Origin of the sequence: Rhizobium favelukesii (genome assembly GCF_000577275.2) — a bacterium.
GTDB classification, from domain to species: Bacteria; Pseudomonadota; Alphaproteobacteria; order Rhizobiales; family Rhizobiaceae; genus Rhizobium; species Rhizobium favelukesii.
Genome location: NZ_HG916852.1, coordinates 2,444,141 through 2,459,337 on the forward strand (window position 1 = coordinate 2,444,141; position 15,197 = coordinate 2,459,337).

The 15,197-nt window shown below is 57.0% G+C and carries 15 protein-coding genes and 4 pseudogenes; 6 read left to right on the forward strand and 13 right to left on the reverse strand.

Annotated elements, in window-relative coordinates:
* The first annotated feature begins 180 nt into the window (after window positions 1-180).
* Window positions 181-402, forward strand: coding sequence for a hypothetical protein (locus LPU83_RS50685; protein WP_024319159.1), 222 nt, complete (start codon window positions 181-183; stop codon window positions 400-402).
* Between the two features lie 137 nt (window positions 403-539).
* Window positions 540-782 carry a DUF982 domain-containing protein gene (locus LPU83_RS50690; protein ID WP_024319160.1) on the forward strand — a complete coding sequence of 81 codons (243 nt, stop codon included), beginning with the start codon at window positions 540-542 and terminating at the stop codon, window positions 780-782.
* A 174-nt stretch (window positions 783-956) separates the two neighbouring features.
* On the opposite strand, the pseudogene LPU83_RS50695 reads toward LPU83_RS50690, so the two are convergent.
* From LPU83_RS50695 to LPU83_RS74125, 11 genes and pseudogenes are all read right to left on the reverse strand, one after another.
* Window positions 957-2,171: pseudogene (locus tag LPU83_RS50695) on the reverse strand (IS701 family transposase); the annotation flags it as partial.
* An 85-nt stretch (window positions 2,172-2,256) separates the two neighbouring features.
* Window positions 2,257-2,870: pseudogene (locus LPU83_RS50700) on the reverse strand (IS5 family transposase); the annotation flags it as partial.
* Between the two features lie 45 nt (window positions 2,871-2,915).
* Window positions 2,916-3,221 carry a hypothetical protein gene (locus LPU83_RS50705; RefSeq protein WP_037069814.1) on the reverse strand — a complete coding sequence of 102 codons (306 nt, stop codon included), beginning with the start codon at window positions 3,219-3,221 and terminating at the stop codon, window positions 2,916-2,918.
* Entirely contained in the window at window positions 3,221-4,786 is a 1,566-nt protein-coding gene (gene tnpC / locus LPU83_RS50710; RefSeq protein WP_037070317.1) for an IS66 family transposase, read from the reverse strand. Before tnpC ends, LPU83_RS50705 begins: the two co-directional genes overlap by 1 nt.
* 72 nt (window positions 4,787-4,858) lie before the next feature.
* Window positions 4,859-5,206, reverse strand: coding sequence for an IS66 family insertion sequence element accessory protein TnpB (gene tnpB, locus LPU83_RS50715; protein ID WP_018240454.1), 348 nt, complete (start codon window positions 5,204-5,206; stop codon window positions 4,859-4,861).
* A complete protein-coding gene (gene tnpA / locus LPU83_RS50720) occupies window positions 5,203-5,565 on the reverse strand; it encodes an IS66-like element accessory protein TnpA (RefSeq protein WP_037069819.1) in 363 nt (120 codons plus the stop codon). The genes tnpB and tnpA overlap by 4 nt, the downstream gene beginning before the upstream one ends.
* 104 nt (window positions 5,566-5,669) lie before the next feature.
* Window positions 5,670-5,828, reverse strand: a pseudogene (locus tag LPU83_RS50725) (transposase); the annotation flags it as partial.
* A gap of 229 nt (window positions 5,829-6,057) precedes the next feature.
* Window positions 6,058-7,272: an IS701 family transposase gene (locus LPU83_RS50730; RefSeq protein ID WP_082321206.1), complete on the reverse strand. Its 1,215-nt coding sequence runs from the start codon at window positions 7,270-7,272 to the stop codon at window positions 6,058-6,060.
* A gap of 77 nt (window positions 7,273-7,349) precedes the next feature.
* Window positions 7,350-7,716, reverse strand: a pseudogene (locus LPU83_RS50735) (ATP-dependent DNA ligase); the annotation flags it as partial.
* A 444-nt stretch (window positions 7,717-8,160) separates the two neighbouring features.
* A complete protein-coding gene (locus LPU83_RS50740) occupies window positions 8,161-8,478 on the reverse strand; it encodes a hypothetical protein (RefSeq protein ID WP_024318804.1) in 318 nt (105 codons plus the stop codon).
* Between the two features lie 193 nt (window positions 8,479-8,671).
* Window positions 8,672-8,836, reverse strand: a complete 165-nt coding sequence (locus tag LPU83_RS74125) for an HNH endonuclease (RefSeq protein WP_225039648.1) — start codon at window positions 8,834-8,836, stop codon at window positions 8,672-8,674.
* A 772-nt stretch (window positions 8,837-9,608) separates the two neighbouring features.
* Between LPU83_RS74125 and LPU83_RS50750 the strand changes: the two genes are divergently transcribed.
* Both LPU83_RS50750 and LPU83_RS50755 read left to right on the forward strand, forming a co-directional pair.
* A complete protein-coding gene (locus LPU83_RS50750) occupies window positions 9,609-9,914 on the forward strand; it encodes a DUF982 domain-containing protein (protein ID WP_082321207.1) in 306 nt (101 codons plus the stop codon).
* 149 nt (window positions 9,915-10,063) lie between these two features.
* A complete protein-coding gene (locus tag LPU83_RS50755; protein WP_024318801.1) occupies window positions 10,064-10,309 on the forward strand; it encodes a hypothetical protein in 246 nt (81 codons plus the stop codon).
* Between the two features lie 1,642 nt (window positions 10,310-11,951).
* Here LPU83_RS50755 and LPU83_RS50760 read toward each other — a convergent pair.
* The gene (locus tag LPU83_RS50760; protein WP_231052287.1) at window positions 11,952-13,061 is read right to left on the reverse strand and encodes a hypothetical protein; all 1,110 of its coding nucleotides are present in this window, start codon (window positions 13,059-13,061) and stop codon (window positions 11,952-11,954) included.
* A 459-nt stretch (window positions 13,062-13,520) separates the two neighbouring features.
* On the opposite strand from LPU83_RS50760, the gene LPU83_RS50770 reads away from it, so the two are divergent.
* Entirely contained in the window at window positions 13,521-13,742 is a 222-nt protein-coding gene (locus LPU83_RS50770) for a DUF982 domain-containing protein (RefSeq protein WP_024318798.1), read from the forward strand.
* Between the two features lie 630 nt (window positions 13,743-14,372).
* Window positions 14,373-14,564 (forward strand): hypothetical protein, encoded by a 192-nt coding sequence (locus LPU83_RS50775; protein ID WP_082321209.1) that lies wholly within the window; start codon window positions 14,373-14,375, stop codon window positions 14,562-14,564.
* Window positions 14,565-14,599: 35 nt separating this feature from the next.
* On the opposite strand, the gene LPU83_RS74135 is transcribed toward LPU83_RS50775, so the two are convergent.
* Window positions 14,600-14,782 (reverse strand): hypothetical protein, encoded by a 183-nt coding sequence (locus LPU83_RS74135; RefSeq protein WP_082321210.1) that lies wholly within the window; start codon window positions 14,780-14,782, stop codon window positions 14,600-14,602.
* Window positions 14,783-15,197: the final 415 nt, after the last annotated feature.

A 15,197-nucleotide genomic window follows, 5' to 3' on the forward strand; every position in this document is an offset into this window, starting at 1 on the left:
TCTGTTTGGACTTCTCATGGGCGATCATTCCGTCAACTCATAAACCGCCACATTTACACGGCGTTAGTGCTATCGTGTTCTTCCTGATCGGCGTAACATGATTAGGTTGGCTCCATTTGTTTTACGGGCAGAGCCGATTGGGAGATAACATATGCTCTTGCCTTTGGCGGGAGCCATTCAATGAACTTTCTCACCCACGTGGACCTCAGCGACAACGAACTTGAAACTGTGACTGCCTCCCTCCAGGGGTGGTGCGGAGCAACCCGAACTGACCCCAACAGCCTTTCGGTGCAGACGGCCGCAGGTGTTGCCATCGATCTATTGTCGCAATTTCCGACGTTAACCGCCGCTGAGTTACTTGAATTACTGCTTCTTCGCCTTCCAGCCGCAGCAGACGAATAGCGTGCGTGGAACAACGTATCACAACGGGAGTTTAGAGAGTGGATCGCCAGGTCAGAATTTTTCTCCCCTCATGTCAAACGCTGGCCAACTGTGCGATCCGTCATTCGTCCATCGCTCCAACGTGAATTGGAGACCTTGTGTCGGCACAGGAGTGGCTCGCCTTAATCGTTGAGCGCAACCAAGCGCTCCACGCCATAGGATCGGCAGAAGAAGCCCTTGATATGCTTTTTACCAATTGGCCGGTCACGAGCGGCATCGGATTCATCCTAGCGATGGAGGCCTGCGCCGGGACCGTCACCGGCGCGGTGACCCAGGGCGAAGCCCAAGCCGCATTCCTTGCAGCGGCCCGTGATGCGAAGGTCGTCCTCAGGATCGCCTGAGCTCTACTCGGCCTCATAAACCGTGGCATTGTCCTGAACCACTAGCACTACTTTGGCAGAATTGATTTTTGGGTCATTTGGAACCTGATACGGCAGTGTGGACATCGTTGTGGTGGATGGTGGTTTGAGAGCGCGGCTATGACGGCGCGTCGGATAGCTGGCAGTGTCGGTTTAGGCGGGCCGCGTCTGTTCCTTTTTTTCCCGCTTTGCCTTGTATAGGCGCTGATGCTGCAGGAAGGCATAAGCGATCATGGTCATCAGTGCGTGTCGATGGAGGCCTTGCCATGATCGGCCTTCGAAGTGATCGAGGCCGAGTTCTTCCTTCATCTGCTGATGAGCCTGCTCACAGACCCAACGAGCTTTAATGGCCGCCGCGAGTTGTTTCAATGTCGCCGCGGTCGGCAGATTGGACAGATAATATTTGCGTTCGTCGTTTGAGCGCCACTCGCCAACCAACCAGGCTTCCTCGCCCGGCATATGCTGCTGTCCCTTGTCGAGGATACGCTGCGGACTGCCATCCGCAATTCGAATGCGGACGGCAGCAAAGCGCGCTACCAATCGACCTTTGGTGCCGCGCCGCCAGCTGAGCGTCTTCCATGTCGATGCCGCAAGGATCGTTTCGGCTGCTGTCGACAGCGTATCGGGGATTGAATGCTTGCGCGGTCGTCCATGGCCAGCAACAGGAAAGATCAATGCGACATCATGGGGATACACCTTCTGATGCTTGGGAATGCCGACCGCCCAGGTGAGATCCCGCGCACTCAAACCCTGGCGAAAAGCGGCCGACAGACCGTAACCTGCGTCAGCAAGCACGGTGCCAAACCGCACGCCCGCGGCAATCAGCCTGTCGATCTCGTCAAGCGCGATCTCCGGTTTGGTGCGGGATATGCGCAATAGCTCGGGAACACCGGCTTTTGCCATCCGATCCTGATCACTGGTCCAACTGTCGGGCAGGAACAGCCGCAGGCCAACGGGAACAGGAACCTCGTCGCGTGCCAGCGTCAATGACACCAGCGTCTGGCAGTTGGCTCTCTTGCCTAGCATCGATGCATATTGTGGTGCGACCCCAACAGAATGATCGCCCTTCTTCGGAAGAGCTGTATCATCGATCACCAGAAAAGCATCCGAAGCCCCGACTATTCTGTCAGCCTGCACCGCCAATTCCGCCTCAAGCGGACCGGCGTCCCAAATGCCATCCGAGATGAAATGATGCAGGCGGTCGTAGCGATCAGGTGCCAGGCGCTCCGCCATCGGCTCGATACTCTTGCGATCTCCCGGCCCGATCAGGCCAGAAACATAGATCGGGCACATCTGCCGACGCTTCTTGTGGCCAAGCTTTTCAACGAACGGCTTCAGCCATTCCGTCAGTGCAACATCCTGCTCTGCCATCCTTCGCACCCCTGTTGAAGTGTCAAAGATGGCCGATCATCGTTAACCGAGGATTAATCTGCCAAAGTAGTGCTAGGGCGTCGACTCATAAACTCTGACACCAGATCCGCGCCGCGACAAGTTTGACAGCGGCGAGATAGTTTTCCGGGCGCTTGTCGTAGCGTGTGGCGATACCTCTGAACTGTTTGATCTTGTTGAAAAACCGCTCCACGAGGTTTCGCTGCCGATAAACCCAGCGCGAGAATGAGAAGGAGCCCGTCCGATTTGCTTTGGGCGGGATGTTGGCCCAGGCTTTGCGCGCGGCCGCCTTAGCCCGGATGGCGTTACTGTCATAGCCCTTGTCGGCAAGCAGGATGTCGCCTTCGCCGAGGCTGTCAGTCAGCGCATCGGCTTCAGTGCAATCAGCAATCTGCCCGCCGGTCAGACGGAGCGTGACGGGCCGACCTTCAGCATCGACGAGCGCGTGGATTTTGCTCGTGAGCCCGCCGCGGGAACGTCCCATGCCACCATCGTCTTGATCCCCTTTTTTCCCGTGGCCGCGTGCTGGTGAACGCGAACACAGGTCGAGTCGATCATGACGATGTCGCCATCGTAAGCTTCTGAAACCGCTTCAAGAAGCCGATCCCAGACACCAGCCTTCCGCCAGCGGACGAAGCGGTTGTAGCAGGTGGTTGGCGGCCCATACCGCTCAGGAACTTCGTGAGCGTCCGGCGAAGGCATTTTCGCTTGGTCGAGAGGCCGATATTATAGGCCGCGTTTCATCTCGTCTGCCATAACGCGTTCGACCACATCCGGATCGCATTGTTCATCGACGAGAAACTGGCGGATTCCACCATCCCATGTCCGTATGTCGGCGAGGAGATTTTGGAGCTCGTCCACGCCGTTCTCGGTCAGGCCCTTTGTGCCGTATTCGCTGCCGTCGCGGACATAAAGCAATTCGCCTTCGCTGATATTATCCGAGTTGGCGGTCACCTCTTCGATCAACTCGAGGTTCTCGCCGATCATCTCAGCGACCTCTTTGAGGGTATAGATGATCCTTGAGCGTGCCATCACGCAGCCTCGTACCGGTCTTTTGCCGGAGTCCACTGCCACGGGAGCAGTTCATCAAGTCGATCCTTCGGATGGCTCTGGATCCTGGTCAGGACGTCTGTCAGATAGGTCTCTGGATTGTGGCCATGGAGTTTAGCTGTCTCGATGATGGTCAGGATATTGGCGATGCGCTCGCCGCCCTTGTCTGACCCAGCAAAGAGCCAATTTTTTCTTCCAATTCCGAGTGGCCTCATAGCGCGCTCAGCTATGTTGTTATCGATTTCGACACGGCCATCGTCAACGTAGACGCTCAAAGCTGCCCATCGCGAGAGAGCGTATCGCATCGCTTCTGCAAGCTTCTGTTTCTGCGGCAGCGTCGAAAGCGTCGTTTCAATCCAGGCCTTGAGGTCCGCCAGAATGGGTCTGGCGTGTTGCTGGCGCAGTGTTCGCCTCTCGTCAGCCGACATGCCGCGGATACGATCCTCGATATCGTAGAGTGCACCGATGCGCGACAGAGCCTCGTCGGCGATCGGAGATGGCTTGAGCTTGATCACATCATGGAACTTGCGGCGCACATGCGCCATGCAGGCAGCTTCGATGATCTGGTTGCCGTAAAGCTTGCTATAGCCAGCATACCCATCCGCATGCATTACGCCGCTGAAGTGAGCGAGGTGTTCAGCCGGATGCACGCCCTTTCGGTCGGGGCTATAGTAATAGGCGATCGCTCCGGGCGTGGGATCCTGGTAGCCGCTGCCATCGAACACATAGACCCAGACCCTGCCGGTCTTCGTCTTTCCTCGTCCTGGGTCGAGAACATCGACCGGCGTATCGTCCGTGTGTATTCGGTCGACGGCCGCGATATGGGCTCTGATCAGCAAGATGAGGGGCGAGAGCAGAACGGACACACGGCCAACCCAGTCCGCCATGACAGACCGGGAGATGTCTATCCCCAGCCGGTCGTACATCTCGGACAAACGGTAGAGTGGGATATGATCGTCAAATTTGGCGACCATGATGTGTGCGAGCAGTCCTGGTCCAGGTTTGCCTCGCTCGATCGGCAAGCTCGGCATCTCACCCGATACCATTGTATCGCAGTCCTTACAGACCATGCGCTTCTCGATATGCCGGACGATCTTCACAGAAGCCGGCACATGCTCCATCACCTGGACCACCTTGTCGGCCGCCTTCAGGAAGGACATGCCACCACAAGTCGGGCAACTGCAGGGCGCTGTGTACACCTGCTCTTCAGTTGGAAGGCCATCCGGCAGAGGTCTGCGTTTCGGCTTGTCGGGGGTATCATCCAGATCTGGCAGCAGGCCTTTTTCGGAACGAGCATCAGCCTCGGCGCGAGAAGCTTCGATCTCCTCGAGCATCAGTTCGAATTGCTCAATCTTCCGATCGATCTTTTCCGAGGATGCGCCGTGCTGCCGATGTCGGAGCAGTTCCAGCTGCGCACGCAGAAGACCGATGATCGAGTCGCGTTTGATGACTTCGGCTTCTTGCGCGCTGAGTTTCGCCGCCTGTTCAGCGACGAGCGCGCGCAATGCCAATAGCTCGTCCTGACTGTCCAGCGGCGGTGCTTTCATGCCCAAAAACATAGCCGATTTGCAGCGAAAGCACTAGCGTTTTGCCCCGGATGTCCCTGTAAAATATAGCTTTTAACCCGTGCGGCCAGGGGCGGAAGTCCACGCTGGTCGGCGCCAGTCAATCCCTTCAACAAGCATCGACAACTGAGCCTGCGTCAGATGCGCAACACCATCTTTCGCCGTCGGCCAAGGAAAGTATCCGCGCTCAAGAATCTTGTAGAATAGGCAGAACCCTTGGCCATCCCACCATAGAAGCTTGATCCGGTCGGCGCGCTTTCCACGGAAGCCGAAGATCGCTCCGGAACCCGGCGCTTCCTTGATCACCGCCTCGACCATAGCAGACAGACCATCGATACCGCGCCGCATATCGGTCACCCCGCAAGCCAAGTAGACCCGTACATTTCCTGTCGGCCCGATCATGCAGCCTCAACACACGCGATCAACGATGACAGCGTCTTGCGTTCAATGTCCGCCGGAACTTTCAAACTGCGACCATTTCGTAGCTGGATCTTGATAAGCGCGGGCGCCCCGCCGGCCGCCGGCATCTGCCCGAGGCTTACTTCGTTGACCAGGTGGACCGGAAGGAACGTCGCTGACACAGCGAAGTGGCTAAGCGTTTTCCGCCATAAACGGATCTGCGCAGGATAAATGTCATGGCGACGAGCGACATCACCAATCCGAACGCCCGGTTGATTGGCTTCAGCCAATATCGCCAGCTTCGCTTCCTTCGACCACCGCCGCCTACGCTCAACGCCGGAAATGATCTCCATGCGAGCCATGCCAACCTCTCAGATCTGATATTAGTGTCAGCACTAATGCTGGTTCTAATGCCAGAACATCGCCTAACTGGCTCGTTCTGCAAAATCCGCTCACCGGACGCTCACGGAACTTCCGCCCAAGGAGAGCCTGTTCGGAAGCGCCAAAGGATGCCATTCAACACCCGTCGGTCGTCGACACGGGGAACGCCGCGCGGCTTGTTGGGAAGAAGTGGCGAAATAATCGACCATTCCTGGTCCGTGAGTTCGTAGCGGCGGCGTGTCATCATGGCTCCTCATTCGGAAGCCTTGAATCACGAGGCACGCAAAACGCCAAGAACATTAATGGGTTTACGCCCTAGCATTACAGTTGCATTTTAGTTTTGAGATGAGCTCGTCGAGCGGCCGCCTGATGGGCGCGTCTCCAGCATGACCATGCGATGACGTAGGCGGGGTTTATGCGACGCTGGGCGAGTCTGATGGCGATGCGCCGGACTTCCTGGATAGACCAGCGGATCAAATCCTGATGGTCGGCATCCGCGGTCTTTTTGGGGGCGTCGCGTCATTGGCGCGGTACCGGATCACCGCCATCATGGCGAAGGCAAGCATGACGAGGGAGACGTGGCGATGCCAGCCATGCCATGACCGGGTTTCATTGTGATCGAGTCCGAGCTCGTTCTTGGCGGTCTCGAAGCTGTCTTCGATCGCCCAGCGATGGCCTTCAACGGAAACGAGCGTCTGGATGTCCGTCCCGGCCAGGCACCATGTGGTGAAGAATGCGAGATCACCGTCGCTGATATTGCGCCGGATCAGGAGGCCACGGGTCCAAAGCCCTGATGTCGTCTCGTTGTATTCGTCGGCATCGAGATCGGCGAGTTCACAGTAGGCCCAGTCATGAAGCCGCGCGCCTTTGGTGCCCTCACCGGCGGAAAGACGTTGCCATGCACTTGAATCGAGATCACGGGCGATCTCCTGCGCTGTGCCGGCGACCGGAGGCTTACCCGACCAGGAGCCGAAATGGTGGTCCGATTTAACCCCAAGAACGTAGCCTTTGCAGGCTCGACGCAGGGTCCCTTCAACGTCCCCGACGCCATAGACCGCATCTGCGGCCACCCATGAAAACGGCACATCGGCTGCCAGCGCACGCCGTATCATCTCGACAGCCAGGCCTGGCTTGGTAGCGAAGGCTGTAGCCTGAGGAACATGAGCTGCTGCCAGCCTTGCCGGATCGCCGGTCCTGCTTTTGGGCAAGTACAGGGCCCGATCGATAAAGGCATGACCGCGAACGGACACATAGGCGGCGAACACACCGATCTGGCAGTTCGTTATCTTGCCAGCCGAACCTGTATATTGACGTGCAACACCGCACGATGTCTTGCCCTGCTTGAGGAAGCCCGTCTCGTCGATGACCAGGACCGCATCATCCGTGGCGAGGTTTTCTACGACATACTCTCGCACGATGTCGCGAAGTGCGTCCGCGTCCCAGCGCCCGCGCCCCAGAATGGCTTGTTGCCGCCACGGGCCGGGATCACCGGCCGCCTCAGCACGCATCCAACCTGTCTTACGCCGCTCGTCACCCAGCAAGCCGTCCAGGAAAAGGTTCGCAGAGGCTGCAACTCGCTCCTGCGTAAACAGTCTGCGCATGCGAGCCTTCACGTCGCGCAACGATGATGCCCAAAGCTCAAGCGTCGTCTCGATTGATGCACCTGTCATCCATGACCTCCGAATCATGGAGACCCATAGATTCAGACCACAGATAGATATGCAACTGTAATGCTAGCAGCCCCTTATACGACGCATACCGCAGCTAGCACGACGGCTTCGCCGTCGAGAATGGGACTGCCGACGCCGAGCCGTTTAGCGTCAGCCTCAATCGCGGGGAAGCGATGCGTCCAGTCATGGCCACCGCGCGTGAGAATGCGCACGTTCCCATTGTTGAGATGGACGGCGATCCGATATCCATCCCATTTTGACCTCGTAAATCCAATCAGGGCCGATCGGCGGGCGCGGCTTGAGGAGCGCAAGGCACTCTTCTATGCGCGCCGGCATAGGATCGAGTGGGAGGCGGGGTTGCGACGGATCGCGCGGTTTTCGTGCGCGCGAACGGGCGGGCGCATCGGCTTCGCTGGGGAGAGGCTTTGGAGGCTTTGGAGGCTTCCAAGGAGCTTTTGTCATCCCCTCAGTCCATCAGGCATTTCCTCGAGAGTCCATACATCACTTCGGATCGGCCGCCCGGCGTCCGCCTCCTACAACTGCGCTTCTACATACGAATCAAGGAACTCCCAGCGCATGTCAAAAGTAGCGCGCGCTAAGTCGTAGTGCGAAGCGCCGGATAATGGCAAGTTTGAGATCGTCACCACGGATGGGCGCCGGAGCTGACGTGGAGCGATGCAGGCGTGCGATGCGCCGTCGCTGGTCGCAGCCCGGAGTTTGTGTGTGTAAGGGCCCCGACGCTGGCGATCCGAGCTGCGATTGTCTGCCAGAAACATTGCCTAGAGCATAGCCAAAATGGCCCCAGACTGCTGGCAGGCCCAACGTCATGTCGAACCGAAGAAAGCCGCCGGCATTCGCGCCGACGGGTGCAGTATCCTCAGGCGGGCACTGTCCGTGGCATGCCGACTAGAAATTGAAATATAGGCTCACACCTGACCTGCGATGATAGGGGTAATAGTCGCGATAGCCATAATCTCGCGGATAGCCGTAATACCGCGGACGGTAGCACGAGCCGTAATACCGGCAGTCTCGGTACGCGTACCGCCGATTCTTCCAGTGGCCATACGCATATCCATTACCATGACCGCGGTTTTTGACCTGCTCAACGTCGGCGGTGTGGATAGGTGCTGCTTTCGGCACGACGATCGGCATGGCGTTTAGCGGCAGGGCGAAAGATGCAGCCAGGACCATGGCTGCGAGTGTGGGAAAAAGCTTCTTCATCATCGGCGCATCCTTTCAGGCTGCGAGCCTGGGTTAATAGGCCTTAACCTCGGATGAACAGCTCCCGCTGCGGACTTCCCGAAAAAACACCGGCCGGCGCGCTGCTTGTGTTTGGCGCAGGTGGTGACCGCGCCGGCCGTTGGTGACTGAGAATAAAAGCGGCACGCCATCATGGCGGCCGGCGCGCATCTCGCGCCTAAAACTCGTTACGCTTCCAACTCGCGTAAAAAAGCAAGTCCCATTTGCCGCGGCTATCGTTGCAGGACTTACACGCAGCGGCAAAATTGTCTCTGTTGTCTTTGCCGCCATCGGCACGGCGGCGAAGATGTTCCAGCGTCGCAGCCCGCGGGCGTACGCTCACGCGGCTCGTAAGATATCGTCATGAACCTGCGGCGATAGCAGCACTTTCCGCCCTGCCGGTGGAATAGAATTAGCGTGTAGATGCGTCGCGTCTCGGTATCCATCGGTCGCTACCAAGTACTCGCCACGTACCGTGCGATGCGGTCGATCGGCGCAATCCATTGTGATTTCCTGAAACTGGGGGCCCATAGCGGAACATGTGCGGCCAGTGATGACGGCGCGCGCTTCGTGGAACTTGACCGCATCCAGACGCTCGAACTCATCCAGCAATCCCAAATGCCGGGGCATTCACAATGGACAAGTTGGCGGAAAACGGCGCCATTGTTGCGGGGAAGAAAGACCGAGATGGCGATATCATGTGGAAAGTGACGGACGTGGGTCTGGAAGAGGCAAAACGCGTTGACTTTTGGCACTATGGAAAGAGTGTGCCCGAGCCACATGCATTGGCTGATCGAAAAAGGCGCCGTTCGCTTGACAACAGGCTATCGCGACGAGGTTGAGACATACGCACTGACAGACGAAGGCAAGGCGGAGGCGCATCGCATCGTGAAGTGGTGGCGCCTCGCTCCCTAAGCCAAGCTTGACGGCTCAGCGACTTGGATTGCACTCAACCCATCATGTTTCTGACGGCTGACCACGGATGAATTGGCAGCTGGGGTCGGCGCTGATGGAGGTGCCGGCCTTTTCCTTTGGCACCGATCTTACCCTTGCACGCGTGCGCCTCCCATATTAGATTTTACTCATATTGCAGTTGGTAGATTAAGGAGGAAAAAATGCCAACGCCGGATGTCCTTTGGAACACCCCTGTAAATGTTCGACTTCAGAATGGCGCTGAAAAGTCTTTCGAGAGTATCCACGATACCCTGGACTTTCTCGAAAACGAATGGCCCAAAGCCCACGGTGCTTATCACGATGCAGCCGTAATCAGCTGTCGGAATGCCCTTCGGCGACAAACCCCTCCAGCAGTAAGCAAAGAGCTCTTCCTCGCGGCATGCCTGGAGGCGGGCCTTGCTGTTCGGGGCGGTAACAGGCGGTCGAACGGCGAACGTTTTTTGCCAACCGTTCATCGACATTTCTGAATGTGACGAAGCTGGAACAAAAGACAGGCAGTCGCATTTACCGCCAGAGGCATTCGCCTCGACCCTTCCTATGTCCCAGCGCTGGCCCCGCTCTTCTGGCGGGGTCTCTAGCGATGGCAACAGAGATGTTCTTCATGGAGGATGTTGTGATGTCTCGCAAACACTTCAGTCGCCGCGATGTGCCCCTGGATTCTGACGGCCTACACAAATGCCACGTAGTTCTAGATGCCATTTGCGAAGAGTTCAAAATAGAGCCTGGCTCCGAGGAGGCGGATCGCATTGCCGCAATCACCATCGAGCTTTATCAGCAGGGCGTGCGCGACGTTGGCCACCTGAAGCATATCGTCGACGCCGCACGCGGCCTCGATCTCGACCGAGATGGAACCAAGGCATAGCCCACCGCGTTTTGCGCTTCGCTCGCGGCCTTCTGGACGCGAGCATTCCGGAGCCCTGACCTTGCCCCGCCCATACTGCGGGGCTTTTTTTCGACCGCTCAATGACAGCAACGCAACTGCATGGGCTACTCCAAGCGAAGTATGTGCTAACCCGAATTGATTACGGTTTTATCTTCGCGGCTGCGGATATGGCCCATGTTTCCTGTCGATGCGAAGGTCGGCGACGTTCGCTAAAACGTGAAATTTCCCAAATTCAAGATATGGTATGATTACCCGTTCGAAGACGCTGTCGGAGAATTTATGTCATAGGGCCTGTCCGAACCCCAAATGGGCCTGATGATGGCTATCCTTCGGCGCGGCCTCATTCGTGATGGCTTTGAACATGGAAGACCCACGTTTCGATAGCTTTCGCTATGATTGGCGGCCCTTCTAGTGCGCTGCCCACATCTTCGTCCCCCTATGCCTATATTGCATACTGGTGGACCGAAGATATCGAGAACTATGGCGACGCCGTCAGGTTCCGCGCCAAGTTGCGCGCTGAGGGTGGCAACAAGATACTCCTGGAGGAATACGAGCAAATCTGTGTTCAGCTTGAGGAGGAGCTGCAGTCCTATTTTGACGCTCCCCAAGTCGACCTGCCGAGACGAATTCTCTCCCCAACCCGCTGCCATGAGCGTATGATGATTAGTGTGCTAATGATACCCTCATTGCACGCGACTTCAGGCAGACCACCCTTAACCCGCCTGAAGTCTCACCGGCGTCCTGTCGCGAAGGGCAGGACGCGTTGAGGGGCCAGGTTCTCGACAGCGATCCCCTGCGCGTACACCTAGCTGCTGAACCTCCCCTCGATTTCTTGGGCTTTGGTCCAACTAGCGATCCCGGCAGATCGGCGTAATCTATAATTGTTCTGACCCGCTGGGGAGCCAGGACAAGAAGGGAAGCTTTCGCCCCATGCGACAGCCACGTTGCAGCAACACCCTGCCGAGGGCTTCCCTTTCGATCACCGTGCTGGGATGGCTGCCTTATTCGTTTCCGGCGACTGGATATCGACTTGATGCTGCCGCCAAGTCGGGCCATCGGGGTCAGTAACTACAAGAACGCTCATTGCTCGGCCTGAACCTACCCGCGCAAGCTGGATTCACGGAAGTCCTCGGCTGGTACTGATAATCAGGCGGGTTTGGATTTCGCGGCGCCGTCGTACACGCTGAAGTAATCGCAGCCAGACCGATCAGCATTCCAGCTGCTACAAATGCCTGAAATCTGCTCATATGGCGTCCCCTCGCCGTGGCGACTTTGCGTCCTTGACGTGAAAATGCCGCCCCATCAACCAGATGCTAGGGCTATCACGAATACTTGACCGCCCTAGGACGGCCGACGCCGCCACCGGTGGCATGGGTCTATTTTGGGAAGGTGTTTTGAATGGTGGACAGGGCAACTCTGGCAGCCCTTGCATATGTCCAATCCACGCAGCCTTTAGACCCCGAGGCTGGGTGGCGTCGCGAAGATTTACAGGTTGCTTTTCTTGCTGGCATGAACCCCCATCCGCTGCCGCGTCAGCTGTCTGTGCCAGATGTGGCGCGAACATGGGGAGTTTCATCGTCGATAATCCACGATCTCGTGCGGCATCCTTGGCAGACCTGCCTTACGGCCTCAGGCATTTGCAAATGACAGTCGAACCGCGCACCGAACATGACGGGTCTTTCACCGGTGTCCATTGCGATAGTTCTCCAGAGAAGGTGGATTTCACGAAGTCCTGAATTTCATCCTGAACAGGACTGACGTCGCGTGGGATGCTGAAGCAACTGCCAGTTTGACCGGAGGTGAAGCCCAGATAGTCAAACGTGGTCCAGCCTCCGGCCTTTAGAAGAAGGGTGTCTCCCTTAAACCCCGGCGAATGGACGGCGGTTTCAATCTTCCTCAACCTGGCAGGATCCTCGTTGCAAAACCAATTTGGATTGTCTTCCTGCCAACTCTCCACCGTGCAATTGGCCCCAGCGTATACGCTCGTAATGGTATTTCCCCACGCATCGGCCTCATTCACGTCAATTATTTTAAGAAGATACGGCCAAGTGGCCTCCAAGCCTGTATCGAAAACTCGCACCATCTTGAGCGTCCCGTTGCGAAACTCTCCCTTCAGGTCAATTCCATCGGCAGCCAACTCGTCAACGATGGAGAGGAAGTCTGGGTAGGGAAGCCCGTTAACTGCAAGGAGACTTATGTTCTCTTTCACCCCACGGATATGTTCGAACTTTTTACTCCTCAGCGCCCTTATGATCCGAACCGTAGATTCAGCACCGCGTCTTTTGACTCCTCCGACAGCGACAGCATAAGCACTCGAGAGGCGACCGGCGAAATAGTCCCATCCCTTTTGGTCCGCGCCGTTCTCCATCAGCAGGTCAATCAAACGATCATCAGCCTGCCCGTACAGAGCTTCCTTCACAAAGCTTCGCTTGAATCGCCCATCGGCAAATCCATTTCCGTCGACATTCCCGCGACGTAAGATAGTGCGAGCGCTAAGAAAATCGTTCTTCCCTATGGCCGTTATCAAGGCACGACCATCATCGGTAACGGGATCTGCGATTGCAACCTTTGGCAATCCGCAAATAAGAAAGAACGGCACTAGCATCATTGCGATGAAATGCGGCCGCCGTCGCGTGATACGTCGAGGAACGACAATCATTTGCTTACCTTGAACCCGCCCTTCATGAGGCGTACCTTCCGCCGTCGCCCGCTCTAGGGCGCTGCTCATCATTCCTGATGCCCCGCGCCCTGCGGGGCTTCTTTTGCATTTTCTCGCGATCGTCAGGCAGAATGTGCAGCCCCACTTCGTGTGCCGCAATTGCGAAAGCGGCCCGCGCTGTCGCTGCATCGGTGTAGAAGTCCAGTCCCTCCAAGGACGCCATGAGTGCACGGTGGAACGATGGACGGCTTTTCCATTTGCTGCCGAGGAGTATGGCGGCGAGATCCGCGACTGTATCAGCATGCTGATATCGGCCGTTGCCTTCAATTTCGACGTCCCTCGGGCTGATAAAGACGGGGATTTCGCCATCCATACCCCTAAACTCCTTGAGTTTTCCTGACCTCGATACATGGAAGCCGGTTCGTTTTCGTCGAGAGGTTGCCCGTCCGGACGTTCTCACACGACACCGTCATTAGACTCCGAGCCCAACTTGCATTATGCTTCTAGTAGAAAAACAATAAGGACATGCAAGTGAATATTGTACTGTGGGATCGACCGATCCGCGCCGGCGGCACTTTGATCTTTGGACCGCTGGCGGCAAAAGAGTTCATGACCGCCAGTTGGCCAGAAGCAAAAGATCGTAACTTCGACAAGGCCGTGGCGGCGATCCTCGCGGCAATCCGCGGTCGAGGATCGCCGGATCTCGCGCGCGAGCGCTTTGAGAAGGCGCTGCTGTCGGCAGAGCTTGTTTAGGCCACTGAGGCTGGTTATCCGTTCGCATCCGCCATCGATCCCGCGTCACCAATCTTCTGATGCTCGGCGGCGCCTGGAATGTCGGTTTCGCCGTTTGGATTTGCGAAGAATACGGACAACACGAGCTTATGCAAAGCTCTGACGGAAGGCACGTATGCGATCCGAGTCGATGGGTAAGATGCACTGGGTGAGCCCAAACCTGACACTCGTTGCCGGCAATCTGGTGCTCATTCGAAGCGGCGCCACGGGTAAGCTAGTAGACTCGTGACCTTGCGGTGGTGGAACTGTGCACGTCGTGGTGCTGGTTGAGATGATATGGAAAACGGGGGTGTACCTGGGGGTATGCTCAGGCCCGCCTCGTGCGCAAGGCGACTGTCCTATGATCATTCAGCGAGCAATTACTTGGCATCCCTTCTCCGGCGCCGAAGCCTGAGCAGGGACGAACTCTTGCGAACTCGCGCAATATGAGGCGTTGCTCGCCCCATGCCCACAGTGCAAGCGGCGCAAACCCGTCGGCGGTGGGAGATACAAAGGAAGTTCGAAAAGGATTGACGCTGGGCCAGGTCGCCGGTCTCATGCGATGCAAATGCGGCTCTAAGGGCGCGCGATTGATGGTAGGAATCTGTCGCGATGAGCATCGAAAACCACTCGAAGGCGCCTGGCGCCAACATTCACGTAAACCACTACTGCTGTGTGGAGGGATGCGGGAAATGGGGAGGCTTCGGCCACACCTCGTCCAAGGGCGTTGAAACGCGATGGTGGTGTGCCGAGCATTATCCGTATTGGGATGACATCAAGAGAGCGCATGGACGAGATCAGTGATATGCCAGTTATCTGCTTACCATGGGCACCGCCCGTCAGTAACTGCACGAGCGGCCGTCGCTCGGCCTGAAGCCATCCGCGCAGGCTCGATTCAATGAATCGCCAGGCTGATAGCCTGATGCGGAGCCCATCGAGTTCGGGGGAGTCGCGCATGCCGATGTGAGCGCCGAAAGACTAATAATCGCTCCGGCTGCTACTAAAGCACGAAATCTGCTCATCCTTGCTTCTCCTCGCCAGGGCGGTTTACGCTGCAGGCAGCAATGTATCGCGCCATTAGGTAGATGCGAGGGGTATTACGCCGGGAAGTGGAAATAAATGACCGCCGACGAACGCTCACCCGATTTATGCGCTGCAAATGCTGGCACAAGGGAGCCAGCTGATGATGGGGAACCTGTCGCAACGCGCGTTCTCGTGGTGGACTGTCGTACGCATATCGGGACTATCTTCCCTCAAAGAGCGGTGCGGAAGCTGAAAGTTTGTTGAGCCCTCGCGCCAAGTCGTTCCCCACTTTGGGAGTCCGTTGCAGCCGCAATTATAGCGAATCAGCACGGATTCTTAAAATAACATTACTATTAATTTCAATATGATAACGGAAAATCCCGGACGCCACGCACAGCACACAATTCATCCGAC

Coding starts and splice junctions, on each gene's coding strand:
- LPU83_RS50775 (WP_082321209.1), top strand. CDS start 14,373: ATGAGCATCGAAAACCACTCGAAGGCGCCTGGCGCCAACATTCACGTA.
- LPU83_RS50705 (WP_037069814.1), bottom strand. CDS start 3,221: ATGGCACGCTCAAGGATCATCTATACCCTCAAAGAGGTCGCTGAGATG.
- tnpA (WP_037069819.1), bottom strand. CDS start 5,565: ATGGCTCGCATGGAGATCATTTCCGGCGTTGAGCGTAGGCGGCGGTGG.
- LPU83_RS50755 (WP_024318801.1), top strand. CDS start 10,064: ATGTCTCGCAAACACTTCAGTCGCCGCGATGTGCCCCTGGATTCTGAC.
- LPU83_RS50730 (WP_082321206.1), bottom strand. CDS start 7,272: ATGATTCGGAGGTCATGGATGACAGGTGCATCAATCGAGACGACGCTT.
- LPU83_RS50685 (WP_024319159.1), top strand. CDS start 181: ATGAACTTTCTCACCCACGTGGACCTCAGCGACAACGAACTTGAAACT.
- tnpC (WP_037070317.1), bottom strand. CDS start 4,786: ATGAAAGCACCGCCGCTGGACAGTCAGGACGAGCTATTGGCATTGCGC.
- LPU83_RS50740 (WP_024318804.1), bottom strand. CDS start 8,478: ATGATGAAGAAGCTTTTTCCCACACTCGCAGCCATGGTCCTGGCTGCA.
- LPU83_RS50760 (WP_231052287.1), bottom strand. CDS start 13,061: ATGATGAGCAGCGCCCTAGAGCGGGCGACGGCGGAAGGTACGCCTCAT.
- LPU83_RS74135 (WP_082321210.1), bottom strand. CDS start 14,782: ATGAGCAGATTTCGTGCTTTAGTAGCAGCCGGAGCGATTATTAGTCTT.
- tnpB (WP_018240454.1), bottom strand. CDS start 5,206: ATGATCGGGCCGACAGGAAATGTACGGGTCTACTTGGCTTGCGGGGTG.
- LPU83_RS50750 (WP_082321207.1), top strand. CDS start 9,609: ATGCCAACGCCGGATGTCCTTTGGAACACCCCTGTAAATGTTCGACTT.